Below are 16,087 nucleotides of genomic sequence, written 5' to 3' on the forward strand. Positions count from 1 at the left end.
GTGCCTTAGCTTTCGAGTGCGCTGGCCTGGCCGGCAAGCGCAGCGACGACATCCTGGAGCTGCGCTACACCTGCGGCGCGCTCGGTGAGGTGCAGGCGCAGCACGGGACGTCCGTGTCCTTCAAGGACCTGGGCGTCACCCGACGCCTGCGCCGCGATGAGCTGGCCGAACGTGAACGGACGCTCCGGGATTTCAAGATCTGTGGATGCGGCGGCGGTGACCTGCAGGAACACGCCGATGGCCGGTCCGCCCTTGTGGAACTGGCCCGTGGAGTGCAGGAAACGCGGACCCCAGCCGAACGTGACAGGGCGGCCGCTCACAGCAGCAAGTTCATCCCGGACACCTTCGAGGGGAGCATAGGAAATGCGGTCCAGGTACGCCTGGACGCTCAGGTAACCGTCAGCGCCGAGCTGGTCCAGAAGCGCCTGAACGGCTTCGGCCACGGTTGAGGCCGAGCCGAGCCAGTCGCCACCGCGAACCTCCACCACACCGTCGGTGAACGCGGCAGGTGTGGGCTCCGGGCGGGCATCAAGCAGGCCGCGGGCAGCCACTTTGGCGGCTTCGACGTCGGGCTGGTCAAAGGGGTTGATGCCCAAAAGACGGCCGGCAACCGCGGTGGCAAACTCCCAGACGAACATCTGGGTGGGCAGTCCGCCGGCGATTGCAACCTCGTTTTCGCGAAGTTCGACGTCGGCATCGGCACCTACCAGCCGAACCACCAGGACATCCTCGGCTCCGTTGAGGGCCTCCGGGGATTCAGGACCGGCCACGACCGGCAGGAGACCGGTCCCCAGCTTGCCTGTGGATTCCGCAATGAGCTGTTCAGCCCAGTCGGCAAAGCCAACAATGCCGGAGCCGTCCTCTGCAATGACGATCTTGTTGCGAAGGGGGTTGGTGCCGCCCAGGGCGCTGCCCAAAGCCAGGCCGATGTTGTCTGCCGAGTCCTCGTTGAGGATCTCGGCTGCTTCCTCGGCTTCATCCAGGAACGCCTGGATGTCCACTCCGGCAAGGCCACAAGGAACCAGGCCAAAAGCAGTGAGCGCAGAGAACCGGCCGCCGACGTTGGGATCGGCGTTGAACACCGCGCGGTAGCCTGCCTCGCGGGATGCCTTGTCCAAGGGGGAACCAGGATCGGTGACGATAACGATGCGGCTCTTGGCATCGATGCCGGCGTCTGTGAACGCCTTCTCGAATACGCGCCGCTGTGAGTCGGTTTCAACGGTGGAGCCCGACTTGGAGGAAACGACGATGGCCGTCTCCTCCAGCCGGTCAGCCAGGGCAGCACCTACCTGTTCGGGGTCGGTGCTGTCCAGCACGGTCAGCTCGACGCCGGCGGTGCCGGCAATAACCTCGGGAGCCAAGGACGAGCCACCCATGCCACAGAGGACAATGCGTGAGACTCCTTCGGCACGGAGGGAATCGCGAAGTTCCAGGATGTCCGCGACCAAGGCCTGGGACACAGTGGCGGCTTCTACCCAGCCGAGGCGGATCGCCGACTCGGACTCCGCATCGGGGCCCCACAGTGTGTGGTCCTTGGCGAAAATCCGCGTGGCGATCTTTTCCTCGACCAGGCCGTCGATGTGCTGGGCGATGGCCTGCTGGGCGGCACCGCTGGCGTCGTAGCTGATTGTGCTCATAGTGGGTTAGGAAGCCTTCCGTGCGGTGACGAGTGCGCCTTCGACGTCGGCGAGGAGTTCCTTCCAGGAGCCAACAAACTTCTCGAGGCCTTCGGTCTCCAGGAGGGTGACGACGTCGTTGTAGGAGACTCCCAGTGCTTCGAGGGCGTTGAGGGTCTCGTTCGCTTCGTCGTAGGTTCCCGTGATGGTATCCCCGGTGACGACGCCGTGGTCGAACGTAGCGTCGAGCGTTTTCTCCGGCATGGTGTTGACCACTCCGGCGGCAACGAGCTCGGTGACGTAAAGGGTGTCCGGGTATGCCGGGTCCTTGACGCCCGTGGACGCCCACAGCGGCCGCTGGGGCAGGGCCCCGGCCTCGGCCAGTACTGCCCAGCGCTCGGTGGAGAAGAGCTCTTCGTAGACCTGGTAGGCCAAGCGTGCGTTGGCTACGCCTGCCTTGCCCTTGAGTGCCTTGGCCTCCTCGGTGCCAATGGCGTCGAGGCGCTTGTCGATCTCGGAGTCAACGCGGGAGACGAAGAAGGAAGCCACGGAGTGGATCTTGGAGAGGTCGTGGCCGTTCTCCTTGGCCTGCTCCAGGCCGGACTGGAAAGCGTTGATGACGGCGCGGTAGCGCTCCAGGGAGAAGATCAGGGTCACGTTGACGCTGATTCCCTCGGCCAAGGTTGCCGTGATGGCTTCCAGGCCTTCCAGGGTTGCCGGGATCTTGATGTGGACGTTGTCCTTATTGACCTTGGCGTAGAGGTTCTTGGCTTCGGCGATGGTTCCCTCGGTGTCCCAGGCGAGGCGGGGATCCACCTCGATGGAGACCCGGCCATCGACACCGTTGGTGGCAGCGGCGATCGGTGCGAACAGATCGCAGGCGTCCGCAACATCCGTTGTGGTGATTTCGAAGATGGTCTCTTCGACGCTGGCGCCGGCAGCGGCCTTGGCGGCGATGGTTGCGTCGTAGTCGGTACCGGCGGTGATGGCGGCGTGGAAGATGGACGGGTTGGTTGTCACGCCAACCACGTTCTTCTCGTCAATCAGCTTCTGCAGGGTGCCGGTCTCAAGGCGTGTACGGGAGAGGTCATCGAGCCAGATCGAAACGCCGGCGTCGGAGAGTTGCTGCGTGGGAGTAGTAGACATGTGTTTTTCTCCTGTTTTGGGGTTCAGACTGTTACGCGTTGGTGTCCGCGAGGGAGTCTTTGGCTGCGGCGGCAACGGCTTCGGCGGTGATGCCGAACTCGTTGAAGAGCCGCTTGTAGTCAGCGGAGGCGCCGAAGTGTTCCAGGGAGATGGAACGGCCGGCGTCGCCGACGAATTCCTTCCAGCCCAATGCCAGGCCGGCCTCAACGGAAACGCGGGCCTTTACGGACGCGGGAAGGACGGACTCGCGGTAGGCTTCGTCCTGCTTGTTGAACCATTCAACGCAGGGCATGGAAATCACGCGGGCAGCGATGCCTTCGGCCTGCAGGGCTTCGCGGGCAGCGACCGCGAGCTGGACCTCTGAACCGGTGCCGATCAGGATCACCTGCGGGTCGACCGTCTCGCCGTCCTTGGAGGCTTCGGCCAGGACGTAGCCACCCTTGGCAACACCTGCGGTGGAGCCGAAGGTGTCACCGGCAGCCTCGCCTTCGCCGCGGGCGTAGGTGGGGATGTTCTGGCGGGTGAGCACGATGCCGGCCGGGTTCTCGTGGTTCTCCAGCATGGCCTTCCATGCGGCAGAGACCTCGTTGGCGTCGCCGGGGCGGACAACGTCCAGGCCCGGGATGGCGCGCAGCGACGCGAGCTGCTCGACGGGCTGGTGGGTAGGTCCGTCTTCGCCCAGGCCGATGGAATCGTGGGTCCAGACGTACAGGGACGGAACACCCATGAGTGCGCCGAGGCGGATGGCCGGGCGCTGGTAGTCGCTGAAGATCAGGAACGTACCGGAGAATGCCCGGGTGCGGCCGTGCAGGGAGATACCGTTCACGATCGACGCGGCAGCGTGCTCACGGATACCGAAGTGCAGGACACGTCCGTACGGGTTGCCCTTCCAAGCCTCCGTGGAACGCGACGTCGGGATGAACGACGGCGAATCTTCGATGGTGGTGTTGTTGGACTCGGCGAGGTCGGCGGAGCCGCCCCAGAGTTCGGGAAGGACCGGGCCGATGGCGTTCAGGACCTTGCCGGAGGCGGCACGGGTGGATACATCCTTGCCGGCTTCGAACACCGGAAGTGCGGCGTCAATGCCAACGGGAAGCTTCTTGGCTTCAACGCGCTCCAGCAGGGCAGCAGCGTCCGGGTTGGCGGCCTGCCATGCCTCGAACGAGGTCTGCCAGGCGGCACGCGACTCAGCGCCGCGGTCCAGGACCTTGCGGGCGTGGGCCAGGACTTCTTCGTCAACGTCGAAGGACTTGGCCGGGTCGAAACCGAGCACCGTCTTGAGCGCTGCGACTTCCTCGGCGCCCAGGGCGGAGCCGTGGATCTTGCCCGTGTTCTGCTTCTTCGGGGCCGGGTAGCCGATGATGGTGCGCAGGGAAATGATGGACGGCTTGTTCGTCTCAGCCTTCGCAGCCTGCAGGGCCGAGTACAGTTCCTGGACGTCTTCGACGTAGTCGCCGGTCTTGGTCCAGTCCACGCGCTGGGTGTGCCAGCCGTAGGCTTCGTAGCGCTTGAGGACGTCCTCGGTGAAGGCGATGTCGGTGTCGTCTTCGATGGAGATGTGGTTCTCGTCGTAGATCACTACGAGGTTGCCCAGTTCCTGGTGCCCGGCCAGCGAGGATGCTTCGGACGTGACGCCTTCCTGCAGGTCGCCGTCGGATGCGATCACCCAGATGGTGTGGTCGAACGGCGATTCGCCGGCGGGAGCATCGGCGTCGAACAGGCCGCGCTGGCGGCGCTGCGAGTAGGCGAACCCGACGGCGGACGCGAGGCCCTGGCCGAGCGGGCCGGTGGTGATCTCCACACCGGCGGTGTGCTTGTACTCGGGGTGGCCCGGGGTCAAGGAACCCCAGGTGCGCAACGCCTCAAGGTCCTTCAGTTCCAGGCCGTAGCCGGAGAGGAAAAGCTGGATGTAGAGCGTCAGCGATGTGTGGCCGGGGGACAGGACGAAACGGTCGCGGCCGATCCAGTCCGGGTTCTTCGGGTCGTGGCGCATCAGCTTCTGGAACAGCAGGTACGCTGCCGGAGCCAAGCTCATTGCCGTACCAGGGTGGCCATTACCGACCTTCTCCACGGCATCGGCGGCCAACACGCGAACGGTGTCAACAGCCTTCTTGTCCAGATCGGTCCATGACAGTTCTTGCTCTTCCAAATGTGGCACGAAAACCGAGCCCCTCTCTGTGCTGACGGCAGGCGTACGGACAGCACGCAGGAAGCACAGGATGGCGCCCGCTGCAATGTGTCTACCAGCCGTTCACCATTGAAACGTTGATCTCTCATCCAGACGCACGGATATCCGAGAATACGGTTTCCCGGATGGTCAACGTGTGCTGATCTGCTCACCAGCTTAGCCCCAAACGTGTCATGGAACTCAGGGAATCCCATTAACTGGACAGAAATTCCCTTATATGAATCACGATGGCCCGGCAGGGGAGTGAAGATTCGGAAACATTGACGAATTTTGCGGACATTGGGCCACTTCCGGCCACGGTATGATATTTGGAGGCCACCAGCGGTTCATGCGCCCGTGTTTGCTTTCGAAAACCGGGACGGCAGCCGCTGCGAGAACCCCAGAGCATAGAACAGAGTGACTGCCGCCGTGAGCACAACTGATACGCCCGTCAACGCGTCCCCGGCCCGGGGAAGCATTGGAATGTCCCGTAAATTCAAGGCGTATCTGGCTCTGACCAAACCCCGTGTCATCGAACTCCTGCTGGTCAGCACACTGCCCACCATGATCTTTGCGCAGCGGGGATTCCCTTCCATCGGGCTGATCCTGGCAACCTTGGTCGGTGGCGCATTCGCTGCCGGCAGTGCCGGCGTTTTCAACTGCTACATCGACCGGGACATCGACAAACTGATGCACCGCACGGAGAAGCGTCCGCTGGTTACCGGTGAAGTGACTCCGCGGGAAGCACTGGTCTTCGCCTGGATCCTGGGAGCCGCTTCCATCGCAATCCTCTGGTTCGGCGCGAATCCGTTGTCCGCATGGCTTGGCCTGGGGGCAATTGTCTTCTACGTGGTGATCTACACCATGATCCTCAAGCGCCGCACAGCCCAGAACATCGTGTGGGGCGGCGCCGCCGGTTGCTTCCCGGTCCTCATCGCCTGGGCCGCTGTGACCAACACCGTTGAGTGGCCGGCGATTGTCCTCTTCATGGTGATCTTCCTCTGGACGCCTCCGCACTACTGGCCGTTGTCCATGCGCTACGGCGAGGATTACCGCAATGCCAACGTACCCATGCTCGGAGCAATCGCCGGAGCCAAAGTGGTTTCAGTGCAGGTTGTCCTCTATGCCTGGGCCATGGTTGCCTGCTCGCTCCTCATGGTTCCTGTTGGCGGTGCCGGTTGGGTTTACACCATCGTCGCGGTTGCTGCCGGCGCCTGGTTCCTCTACGAGAGCCACGCCCTCTACAAGCGGGCACAGGTCGGCGACGTCTCCAACAAGGGCGCCATGAAGGTCTTCCACGGCTCCATCAGCTACCTGACACTGCTGTTCATCGCGCTGGCAGTCGATCCCTTCATTGGTTCACCGCTTATCGGCGGCTAAGCCGACTCTTCAGTTACCCCAACGCAAAGGCACGACGCCGCTACTCACCTCGGGTGCGGCGTCGTGCCTTTGCTTTCACCCACCACACCGCGCCTGCCCACACCACCTACATGGCACCCTTCAGCACCTAGTTCAGGGCTTCCACCACTCATTTTCAGCGCAAACAACACCTAGTTGTGGTGGATGGCGACTAGGTGTCGCAATACACCCCCTACCGTTCGAAGCGGAACAAGGCTGTTCCATTTCCGACGAAGACTTGGGGAAGCGATGAAGAAGCTATTGCGTACCACCGGAGTGATGACCATTGCAGGGGCTTCGGTCCTGACGGGCGTCTCCGCCGCCCAGGCTGCACCGGCTTGCTCCACGGCAAGGGTGTGCCTCTACGACGACTATTGGTTTACAGGAACGCAGCGAACCTTCGGCTGGGTAACCTCCAACGTCGGAACAGCAGCGAACGACAAGGCAAGTTCCTTGGTGGTAGGTCCAGCCGCTGATCCGGCTTCTCCGTACGTCTATTTCTACGTTGATGACAACTTCTCGGGTAACAGCATCATCTTCCGGGGCGGGAACGCCATGAACGACCTGAGGGGCAGTGCCATGGTGGCCGGCAGGAACTGGGACGACGAAATCACGAGCGTCTGGGGCTGACCGATTGCGCAATGCAACAACCCTGCTTCAAGCCGTAAGCGGCGCTGTGACGATGCTGGTGATTTCGGGCATCGTCACAGCGTGCTCGCCCGTGGGGCAAGTCGCGCCCGCGCCAACGTCAACGCCAAGCCTTCCTGTTGTGAATCGCGCAGCAGGAGCAGGTGCACGGGCGGTCCTCAATGATGCCACGGGAGAGGTAGTGCTCCCGATGAGTGCCTACTGGTACTCCGACCGGGAGAATGTCCTGGTCAATTCCGCGGTGGCATTCCTCGTCTACGACTGCGTCGAGCACGCAGGATTCACCGTGGCGCCCTGGGGTGGCGACGGGAAAGCGCTTCAAGACCGCCGTTACGGGCAGTGGTCCGCAACGCTGGCCGCGAAGAACGGTCAAAAGCCAGAGATCCGTAAGATACCCGGCGTGATGCCCGAACAGCCGGCCAGGCCTGCCTTGAGCCCGGAGCATCAGCGGGCAGAAACCACGTGCACGAACTCTGTAGGACGGGCCGGGTTCCCGGAGCTCCTTGAAGGGCTGGCAGGTGACCTGTCTGTCCAGCAACAGATAACCCAAAATGCTGTAGGGCTGACAGAACAGGATGCCGAGTACGTGGCATATCGCGAGGCCTGGCAGAAGTGCCTCGCCGCGAAGGGACTGAAGCTCAGGGCCGGCGATACGTGGACTGTTGAGTCGAGCGGGTCAAAGGAGGATGAAATCCGCGTGGCTTTGCTTGACGTCGAATGCAAGGAATCCAGTGGCGGAGCACGCAAGCCGTATGACATTTTTGCGCAGTACCAGGCGGCTCAAATGAAGGATCACCAAGCCGAACTGAACGCCTTGGCGGAACAAAAGAGCGCCGCGGTGGAGCGGGCCAGGCGAGTCCTCCGCGATCATGGCGTGGCTGATGCCCGACTCTGAGACGGCACTCAGCCGCCATGCCATGACGCGCGTGCCACGATGGTGGTTGCTCCTGTCCTGTGTCGCACTGGTGGTGGCAGGCTTGGTCGCAGCTTACTGGGCCGGATCGGCTGCAGCGGCTTCCGCAGGGCCACACTACGAGCCCCCTGCGGAGATTCCCGTCTCTGCAACTGTCCAGAAACGGGCGGTGAACCAGCAGGCCATCCTTACCGGCAGGGTGGTCGCCGGGGCAACGTCCGCTGTCCGGGCCAGCCTGCCTGAGGGTACAGACAGGCTGATTCTCACATCAACGCCGAAAGCGGCAGGGGACAGCGTGGCTCCCGGGGAACTGCTCGCCGTCGTATCCGGCCGCCCCCTCCTGATGATCCAGGCCAGCGTGCCGCTCTACCGCGACATCAAGCCTGGCGATGCGGGCATGGACGTCCAAGCGTTGCAGCGGGCCTTGGCCGGGCTCGGTCTTGCTGTGAAAATCAGTGGAATCTTTGATCAGCCCACGCAAAGTGCGTTGAAGACCTGGTACGGCAACGCAGGCTTCGAGGCGCCTTCACCGCTGGAACCTGTTTCCGCAGCCACGAACGGCGGCGGCAAATCCTCGAAAGCTTCGACCGTCATGTTTTCCTGGCGGGAATTTGTGCAGGTTCCTGGTGACACAGGCAGGATCGCCTCCATGGCCGCCGTCGGAACGCTGCTGCCGGAGGATGGTGTCGTTGCCCATATTGCCATTGCTGAGGACACGATCGTGGCGAGGGCGAATCTTCTTCAAGCCAAGGATTTCGCAGTGGGTGCGCCGGCCACCGTCAGGGCAGGCTCCACCAGCATGGATTCCGCGGTAGCCGCCGTCAGTGCCTTCGTAGAAGGAGATGAGAGCAAGAACGAAGTCCCGGGCGTGGACATCACCCTGCCCATACCCGCTGGAGCCCAGGGACTCAGTCCTGAACAGTCTGTGACCGTGACCTCGGGAAGTGTTCCTCCTGAATCGCTGGCGGTACCACTTATCGCAATCCGACAGGAGAACGGCATAGCATACGTCCAGCTCAGCGCCCCTGATGGCCCCCGCCGGATCGATGTGACCGTTACGGCGCAGGCCGACGGTTGGGCCGCCATAGACGACGGCGGAGGCCTCGCCGTGGGAGATTCGGTCCTGCTGCCATGAGGGAAGGAGAACATCAGCTACAGCCGCACGACGGAAGGCCGCTCCTTTCCCTGCGAAATGTGGGCCGTGCATTCCCGGGCACCAAAGTCCTGCAGGAGGTGGACCTCGATGTCCACCCCGGTGAATTCCTGGCGATCGTGGGCCCATCGGGTTCCGGAAAATCCACGCTCCTGAACATCCTTGGACTCCTTGATACCCCCAGTTCAGGCACCTACCTCCTCCACGGCGAGGACATTGCAGCAGTCCGGACCAAGCAGCGGGCAGAGCTGCGGGGGAGGGTCTTTGGTTTCGTCTTCCAGGAGTCGAACATGGTGGGCCGGGACTCAACGGCCCGTAACGCAGTACTTGGGCTTAGGGCGCGGGGCATTGCTCCGAAGACACAGGCACAGCTGCTGGTTCCGGCTTTGCCCAGGTTCGGGTTGGAGCACCGCAGGAACACACCGGCTTCCTTGCTCTCCGGGGGCGAACGCCAACGCCTTGCGATGGCGAGGGCCGTCATTGGAGCTCCCGAGGTGGTGTTGGCTGATGAACCCACGGGCAGCCTCGACTCTGCCAATGGGCAGATCGTTGTGGACCACCTCCGAGAGCTTCATCGGTCCGGCACGACCGTCATCCTGGTCACGCACGATCCGGGCCTTGCCGCCTCGGCGGACAGGGTCGTGACCATGCAGGATGGCTGGATCGTCGCTGATACCGGCAGCTGCGAACCCGCAAGGACCGCTGCAGGCACGGATCCTGCCCCAGCCTGCCACCGATCCGGGCTGGTACGGCGCCGTCGTCATGAAATCGTCGACCTTACGGCGGATGCACTCTCATCACTGACACTTCGCCCTGCGAAAGCCCTTCTCCTGGTTCTGGCGTTCCTGTTGGGAAGTGGTGGGCTTGGGGCGGCCGTGGGACTCAGTGAAAGCGCTGCCATCAAGGTTTCGACCCGCCTGGACGACGAAGCCCACGACGAGGTTAAAGTCTCAAGGAAAACCGGGTATTCATCCTGGGAAGCAGTGCGGAGCGACGTGTCGTCGGTGCTGGCGTTACCGGGGGTGGTTGACGCTGGTGTGGTGGCAGACCTTCCAGCCAGCGAGGTGCAGCCATCGACATTCCGTCCGGGGTCCCTGCCGGCACCGGATCCTTTCAACGGTGCCGTCCGTGTGGCGGATTCCGCCTATCTGCGCATGCAAGGAGCAGCTGTCCGGTACGGTGACACGGCTTTGCTTGACCAGTCATTCGGAAGGCCCGTCGCTGTCATTGGCTTGGACGCCGCCCGTCAACTGGGCGTCGGCAGGCCAGGACCCGGCGTCGTGCTCTGGCTGTATGGCCAACCCGTGCCCGTGGTGGGAGTGATCGAAGAACCGGGCCGCGATCCTGTGCTCTCGGGGGCCGTGGTGGTGGGCGTTGGTTCCTATCCGATGACGTCGAAAATGGCAGCGCAGGTGGTGGTGCGTACCCAGCCCGGAGCGCCTGCTGCCATAGCTGAAGCGCTGCCGAAAGCCCTGGATCCGGCAGCGACAGATGCTGATAAAGTACAGACCGTGGCGGACCTGAGGGACCTCAAGCACGGCATCAACACGGACCTCGGACGACTGGTGGCGATCGTTTCGGTGATCCTGCTTGCCATCGCCGGCCTCAGCGCGGGAACAACGATGTACGTGGGTGTTCTTGCAAGGTCGGCGGAGATTGCACTGAGGCTCGCCTTGGGCATGCGGAGAAGCACCGTAGCGGCGATGTTCCTGGTGGAGGGGGCAGTAGTGGGCGTCCTCGGAGGTGCTGCAGGGGCAACCGTTGGTATCTTCGCGGCGTTGGCCTATGCCTCCAGCGAAGGTTGGGTGCCGATCCTCCCCGATTACACGGCGAGCTGGGGAATCCTGGCCGGACTGCTCAGCGGGATTCTCTCTGCGGTCTACCCTGCAGTGATCGCCTCACGGGCCAACCCGGCCCAATTGATCCGAAGCTAGCGGACCGGGCTGGACGTTGCGATGTCGGCGGCATTGGTGGCGGCGCTCATCAGGACGGCCGCTCCGAACATGTGCGCACCAACAAGCAGGGCCGGAATACCGTTGTAGTACTGCGTGAAGCCGATCACGGCCTGGAGCAGTGTCACCCCTAGCAGCAAGTAGGCCGCAGTGCGGAAAAGCCCCGGTATGCGGTGGCGGAGTACCAGGTAGATGGCGAAGAGGGTGCCGCCGGTGATGAGGTACGCAGGCACGGCGTGGATGTGCGAGAAAAGGTCCCAGTCGAGGTCGTTGCGTGGCGCGTCGGCGTCGCCGGCGTGCGGCCCGGCACCTGTGACCACGACGCCCAGCATGACGGAGAGAGCAGAGAACACAGCAACTGCAAGCATGAGCGGACGGGCTAAGCTTGGGAGCGCCGGCAGGGTGCGGTTCATGAAACGGCCCGTCCGGCCGTAGGCCCGGTTCACCAGGAGTGTCGCAAAGACAACAAGTGCCATGGACACCAGGAAGTGCAGACCCACCACCCAGGGGTTAAGGCCGGACAGGACAGTGACTCCGCCGATGATGGCCTGCGCCGGGATGCTTGCCAGCAGGCCCAACGCCAAAAGGAAGAGATCGCGCCGTTCCTTGCGGAGGTTCCACAAGTAGACCAACATGAGCGCGGCGACGGCCGCGAGGGCGAATGTCAGGAGTCGGTTGCCGAACTCGATGAATCCGTGAACTCCCATTTCGGGAGTGTTCACCAGCGAGTCGCTGGTGCATCGGGGCCAAGTGGGGCAACCCAGGCCGGAGGCAGTGAGGCGGACAGCGCCGCCGGTGACAACCAGGACGGTCTGCCCGATCAGCGAGAACAGGGCCAGACGGCGGACAGTCGTGTTGACCTCGGTCGGCAACTTGGACGTCAGGCGCTGGACGGTTTTCGGAAGGCGCGAAGCCGTGCTCACAGTTTTCTCACTTCTCAGTTCTGCTTGGTTGGTTGATTGCGGGCCGGGTTAGTTCCACTTGAACCAGCGGATGGCCGCGGCACCGGCCAGTACCGTCCACAGGAGGAGGACCAGGACGGCGGGCAGGGCGACGCTACCGTGCAGGAACGCTTCCCGCATGGCCTCGCCCAACGCTCCGGATGGAAGGTAGTGCACAATGCTCTGCACCAGGGCGGGGAGGCGTTGGGCCGGTACGACGATTCCACCCAGGGCCCCGAAGAGTATCCACACCAGGTTGGTGATGGCCAGGGTAGCCTCAGGGCGAGCAGTGCCGGCCACCAGCAGACCCAATGCAGTGAAGGACGCAGCGCCTAGCACCAGCAGGCCAAGTCCAGGAAGCCAGGCTTCGGGACTGGGCTGCCACCCCAGGAAGCCCGCAACGGCCCCCACCACCAGGACCTGGAGTACCAGGACCACCAGGACTGCCAGGACTTTACCGGCGATCAGCCCGGTCCGGCCGAGGGGAGTGGTGGAGAGGAAACGCAGCACCCCGTAGCGGCGGTCGAAACCCGTGGCGATGCCCTGGCCGGTAAAGGCTGTCGACATGGCGCATAGGGCCAGGATTCCTGGAGTGGCAACATCTACCCGGGAACCGCCAAGGCCGTCGAGCAGGGGGGTAACAACCAAACCCACCAGCGCCATCAGCGGCAGGACGATCGCGAGGATGAGTTGCTCGCCATTGCGGAGCATAGTGATGGTTTCGTAGCGCCCTTGCTGCATGATCCTGCGGGGCAACGAAGCCGGCCCGGCGTTGGGTGTTAGCAGTTTGCTCATCGGACGTCCCTTCCGGAGATGTCAAGGAACACGTCTTCAAGGCTGCGGGCTTCCAGTCGCAGCGACGCGGGCATGATGCCCCGTTCAGCCCACCATGCGGTCAGGGCGGCCAGGTCACCTGGAGTGAGTTCGCCGGTAACTGAGTAACTGCCTGACCGGTTCTCGCTGACCCGCAGCTCGCGGCCAAGGACCCCTGTGAAGTCCAGGCCGGGGGGAGCGTCGAAGTACAGGGTCCGCTCGCCAATGCTGGCCTCAGTACCGTGGTCGTGCCGGAGGAGATCGGCAACAGTACCCTCCACGACGTTATGGCCGCCGTCGATGATGTAGACATAATCCGCAAGGCGTTCGGCGTCGTCCATGAGGTGCGTCGTCAGGACGATCCCCATACCGGCGTCGCGAAGTTCCGCAATCAGGTCGAAGACCACCTGCCGCGATTGCGGATCCAGTCCCGCGCTTGGCTCATCCAGGAACAGGATTTCGGGGTTTCCCACCAAAGCCGCTGCCAAGGCCAACCGCTGCTTTTGGCCCCCGGAGAGCCGGCGGACAGTGGTCCGGCTGAACTGGTTGATGCCGAGCCGCTCCACCAGCGCGTCGATGTCCATGGGGTTTTGGTACATTCCGGCGATGTGCCGAAGCAACGGGATGGGACGGGCCGACGGCGGCAGGCCACCGTCCTGGAGCATCACGCCGACCCGGGACCTCAGATGGGCACCCGCCGTGTCCGGGTCCTCACCGAGAAGGGAGATGCTGCCTCCGGTCCGCTTCTGCAGTCCCTGGGCACACTCAAGGGTGGTGGTCTTGCCTGCGCCATTGGCTCCAAGCAGGGCCGTCACTTGGCCGCGCTCAGCCACCAGGGACAGTCCGCTGACTACCCGGAGCATTTTGCCGTCAAGGGAGGCCAAAGGGCCTACATCCTTAATTAGTCCGTCTATGGTGAGGACAGGGGATTCGGGTGATCGCACCAAAGTATTCTACGTGAAGTAGTACGGTCACACTTGGTGGGCAGCCTGAGGTCAGTCTTGCCTTACTGGATGCATGAAACAAATTACGACATGATTGTGTTGTGTATTCCATGAGCAGTCCAGTTTCCATGCCCCCTAAACGGCATGCTGCAGCAGCAGGGGCACCCGTTGCCGCGCCTGCGTTGCCGGACGCGGATGACCGCACCCGTGACCGTGTCCTCAGCGCCGTGCTTGAGAACGGTCCCGTGAGTGCCGCCGAGCTCGGTGATCTCCTCGGATTTACGCCCGCCGCTGTTCGCAGGCACCTTGACCACCTGGAACGCTCGGGCGTCATCGAGGTCAAGCGGGTAGCGAAGGCCGGATCCGGCGCCGGCCGCCCCGCACGCCGGTACGTGCTCAGCTCCCAAGGACAGTCCAAGCTCGGCGACGACTACCTGAACATCGCCAGTTCCGCGCTCCGGCGCCTCCAGGAGCTGGCCGGCGAAGACGCGGTCCGCGAGTACGCAGAAGAACGCTTCTCGGATATGGAACGCCGGTACGCCCCGGAAGTGGAAGCGGCAGGGGACGACATCACAGCCCGGGCCTTGGCCCTGTCAATGGCCCTGAGCCGCGACGGATTCGTCGCTTCAGCTCATTCCATCGAAGCCAAGGCACCCCTTCCTGCGGCATTGTCGAGCGTGCAACTGTGCCAGGGACACTGCCCCATCCAGCGGCTCGCTGCGGAATTTCCCGTATTTTGCGACACCGAGACCAAGGTCTTTTCACGCTTGGTCGGTGTCGATGTCCGGCGGCTGTCCACGCTCGCGCAGGGCGGACACGTCTGCACCACCCATATACCTACCGGGCGCTTGGCTGCCACGGTGCCTACAGGCGTCGAAGTGCAGTCCGGGAACCCGTACCAGGAATCAAACAACCAGCAAGAAAGGCCGTGATGACGGACCAAATAGCAGAGAAAGCGGTAGCCGACGGCACTGTGATCTCGGAGATTCTGGAGAAGAATCCCGAACTGCACGGTATCGGAAACTACGAGTACGGCTGGGCCGACAAAAACGACGTAGGCGCAAATGCCCGTCGTGGCCTCAACGAGGAGGTCGTCCGCGACATCTCCTCGAAGAAGAACGAGCCCGAATGGATGCTCGATCTGCGCCTCAAAGGCCTGAAGTACTTCGACCGCAAGCCCATGCCCACCTGGGGTGCAGACCTCTCCGGCATCGACTTCGACAACATCAAGTACTTTGTGCGTTCCACCGAGAAGCAGGCGGCAACGTGGGAAGACCTTCCCGAAGACATCCGCAACACGTACGAGAAGCTCGGCATCCCCGAAGCTGAGCGCAGCCGCTTGGTATCCGGTGTCGCGGCACAGTACGAATCCGAGGTCGTGTACCACCAGATCCGTGAGGACCTGGAAGCCCAGGGCGTCATCTTCCTGGACACCGACACCGCACTGCGCGAGCACCCCGAGATCTTCCAGGAGTACTTCGGCACCGTCATCCCGGTGGGCGATAACAAGTTCGCTTCGCTGAACACTTCCGTATGGTCCGGTGGATCATTCGTGTACGTACCGAAGGGGGTGCACGTCGATATCCCGCTGCAGGCCTACTTCCGAATCAACACCGAAAACATGGGCCAGTTCGAGCGCACGCTCATCATCGCCGACGAAGACTCCTACGTTCACTACATCGAAGGTTGCACGGCTCCGATCTACACCTCGGATTCCCTGCACTCGGCGGTTGTGGAGATCGTGGTGAAGAAGGGCGCACGCGTCCGCTACACCACCATCCAGAACTGGTCCAACAACGTGTACAACCTGGTGACCAAACGCGCCATCTGCGAAGAGGGTGCCACCATGGAGTGGATCGATGGCAACATCGGTTCCAAGGTGACCATGAAGTACCCGGCCGTCTACCTCGTTGGCGAGCACGCCAAGGGTGAGACGCTCTCCATCGCCTTCGCAGGCGAGGGCCAGCACCAGGACACGGGTTCCAAGATGGTTCACATCGCCCCGAACACCAAGAGCTCCATCATTTCCAAGTCCGTGGCCCGCGGCGGCGGCCGTGCAGCTTACCGCGGCCTGGTCCAGGTCCGCGAGGGCGCCAAGCACTCGGCCAACACGGTCCGTTGCGATGCCCTCCTGGTGGACACCATTTCCCGCTCGGATACGTACCCGTACATCGACATCCGCGAGGATGACGTTGTCATGGGCCACGAGGCCACCGTTTCCCGCGTCAGCGAAGAGCAGCTCTTCTATCTGATGTCCCGCGGCATGCCCGAAGACGAGGCCATGGCCATGATCGTGCGCGGCTTCATCGAGCCGATCGCCCGTGAACTCCCCATGGAATACGCCCTTGAGCTGAACCGCTTGATTGAACTGCAGATGGAAGGGTCCGTCGGTTAAC

Annotated in this window: 13 protein-coding genes; 7 read left to right on the top strand and 6 right to left on the bottom strand. The window is 63.0% G+C overall.

The features are described from left to right. Window positions 1–5: 5 nt before the first annotated feature. The 3 genes from LRQ04_RS18325 to tkt are packed head-to-tail and all read right to left on the bottom strand — an operon-like array spanning window position 6 to window position 4,911. Window positions 6–1,637, bottom strand: coding sequence for a glucose-6-phosphate isomerase (locus LRQ04_RS18325; RefSeq protein WP_235521734.1), 1,632 nt, complete (start codon window positions 1,635–1,637; stop codon window positions 6–8). A 6-nt stretch (window positions 1,638–1,643) separates the two neighbouring features. Then, window positions 1,644–2,762 carry a transaldolase gene (tal, locus tag LRQ04_RS18330; RefSeq protein ID WP_235521735.1) on the bottom strand — a complete coding sequence of 373 codons (1,119 nt, stop codon included), beginning with the start codon at window positions 2,760–2,762 and terminating at the stop codon, window positions 1,644–1,646. Window positions 2,763–2,793: 31 nt separating this feature from the next. Next, complete coding sequence (gene tkt, locus LRQ04_RS18335) at window positions 2,794–4,911, bottom strand: transketolase (RefSeq protein WP_235521768.1); 2,118 nt, start codon at window positions 4,909–4,911, stop codon at window positions 2,794–2,796. 435 nt (window positions 4,912–5,346) lie between these two features. On the opposite strand from tkt, the gene LRQ04_RS18340 reads away from it, so the two are divergent. From LRQ04_RS18340 to LRQ04_RS18360, 5 genes are all read left to right on the top strand, one after another. Beyond that, window positions 5,347–6,309, top strand: a complete 963-nt coding sequence (locus LRQ04_RS18340) for a heme o synthase (RefSeq protein ID WP_235521736.1) — start codon at window positions 5,347–5,349, stop codon at window positions 6,307–6,309. Between the two features lie 267 nt (window positions 6,310–6,576). After that, window positions 6,577–6,957: a peptidase inhibitor family I36 protein gene (locus LRQ04_RS18345; RefSeq protein WP_235521737.1), complete on the top strand. Its 381-nt coding sequence runs from the start codon at window positions 6,577–6,579 to the stop codon at window positions 6,955–6,957. A 139-nt stretch (window positions 6,958–7,096) separates the two neighbouring features. Next, a complete protein-coding gene (locus tag LRQ04_RS18350) occupies window positions 7,097–7,870 on the top strand; it encodes a hypothetical protein (RefSeq protein ID WP_235521738.1) in 774 nt (257 codons plus the stop codon). Beyond that, entirely contained in the window at window positions 7,857–9,023 is a 1,167-nt protein-coding gene (locus LRQ04_RS18355; RefSeq protein WP_235521739.1) for a hypothetical protein, read from the top strand. The genes LRQ04_RS18350 and LRQ04_RS18355 overlap by 14 nt, the downstream gene beginning before the upstream one ends. A 59-nt stretch (window positions 9,024–9,082) precedes the next feature. After that, window positions 9,083–10,975: an ATP-binding cassette domain-containing protein gene (locus tag LRQ04_RS18360; RefSeq protein WP_235521740.1), complete on the top strand. Its 1,893-nt coding sequence runs from the start codon at window positions 9,083–9,085 to the stop codon at window positions 10,973–10,975. Here LRQ04_RS18360 and LRQ04_RS18365 read toward each other — a convergent pair. The 3 genes from LRQ04_RS18365 to LRQ04_RS18375 are packed head-to-tail and all read right to left on the bottom strand — an operon-like array spanning window position 10,972 to window position 13,691. Further along, window positions 10,972–11,916, bottom strand: a complete 945-nt coding sequence (locus tag LRQ04_RS18365) for a heme A synthase (RefSeq protein ID WP_235521741.1) — start codon at window positions 11,914–11,916, stop codon at window positions 10,972–10,974. The two genes, LRQ04_RS18360 and LRQ04_RS18365, sit on opposite strands and share 4 nt — an antisense overlap. A 48-nt stretch (window positions 11,917–11,964) precedes the next feature. Continuing rightward, window positions 11,965–12,729 carry an ABC transporter permease gene (locus LRQ04_RS18370; RefSeq protein WP_235521742.1) on the bottom strand — a complete coding sequence of 255 codons (765 nt, stop codon included), beginning with the start codon at window positions 12,727–12,729 and terminating at the stop codon, window positions 11,965–11,967. Next, the gene (locus LRQ04_RS18375; RefSeq protein ID WP_235521743.1) at window positions 12,726–13,691 is read right to left on the bottom strand and encodes an ABC transporter ATP-binding protein; all 966 of its coding nucleotides are present in this window, start codon (window positions 13,689–13,691) and stop codon (window positions 12,726–12,728) included. The genes LRQ04_RS18370 and LRQ04_RS18375 overlap by 4 nt, the downstream gene beginning before the upstream one ends. A gap of 110 nt (window positions 13,692–13,801) precedes the next feature. On the opposite strand from LRQ04_RS18375, the gene LRQ04_RS18380 reads away from it, so the two are divergent. Beyond that, complete coding sequence (locus LRQ04_RS18380; RefSeq protein ID WP_235521744.1) at window positions 13,802–14,623, top strand: metalloregulator ArsR/SmtB family transcription factor; 822 nt, start codon at window positions 13,802–13,804, stop codon at window positions 14,621–14,623. Next, window positions 14,623–16,086 (top strand): Fe-S cluster assembly protein SufB, encoded by a 1,464-nt coding sequence (gene sufB, locus LRQ04_RS18385; RefSeq protein ID WP_235521745.1) that lies wholly within the window; start codon window positions 14,623–14,625, stop codon window positions 16,084–16,086. Before LRQ04_RS18380 ends, sufB begins: the two co-directional genes overlap by 1 nt. Window position 16,087: the final 1 nt, after the last annotated feature.

Source organism: Paenarthrobacter sp. AR 02 (assembly GCF_021538675.1).
Lineage (GTDB): Bacteria > Actinomycetota > Actinomycetes > Actinomycetales > Micrococcaceae > Arthrobacter.